Below are 362 nucleotides of genomic sequence, written 5' to 3' on the forward strand. Positions count from 1 at the left end.
GAAAATGAAAAGGATGCAACTTCCCAAATAAATGAATCCCGGGTACGGGCAATTATTGCCGTACCCCTGCTCAAAAATGAAAAATTAGTAGCCATTGTGACCATTCAGCAGAAGAATCCGCGGCGATGGACAAACCAGGAAGTCGCTCTGGTAAAGGAGGTAGCAGAACACACCCGGGCTGCTATGGAAAGAGCTGAAGCAGAAAGAACTATAAGGGAAAGCGAACAGCGTTTTCGAAATCTTGTGGAAGCATCTGCCCTGGCAGTATGGGAAACCGAGCCGGACGGCATGATGTTACAGGAAAGCATGTCCTGGCGAAATTTTACCGGTCAAACTGATAAGGAAGTCTTGGGGGAAGGCTG

1 protein-coding gene is annotated in these 362 nt (G+C 48.1%); it reads left to right on the top strand.

The window, feature by feature from the left end; all coding sequences use genetic code 11:
• Positions 1-362, top strand: a 362-nt coding sequence (locus HC175_RS20895) for a GAF domain-containing protein (protein WP_168139903.1), incomplete at both ends; no start/stop codon positions are given.

This window comes from Salinimicrobium oceani (genome assembly GCF_012037645.1).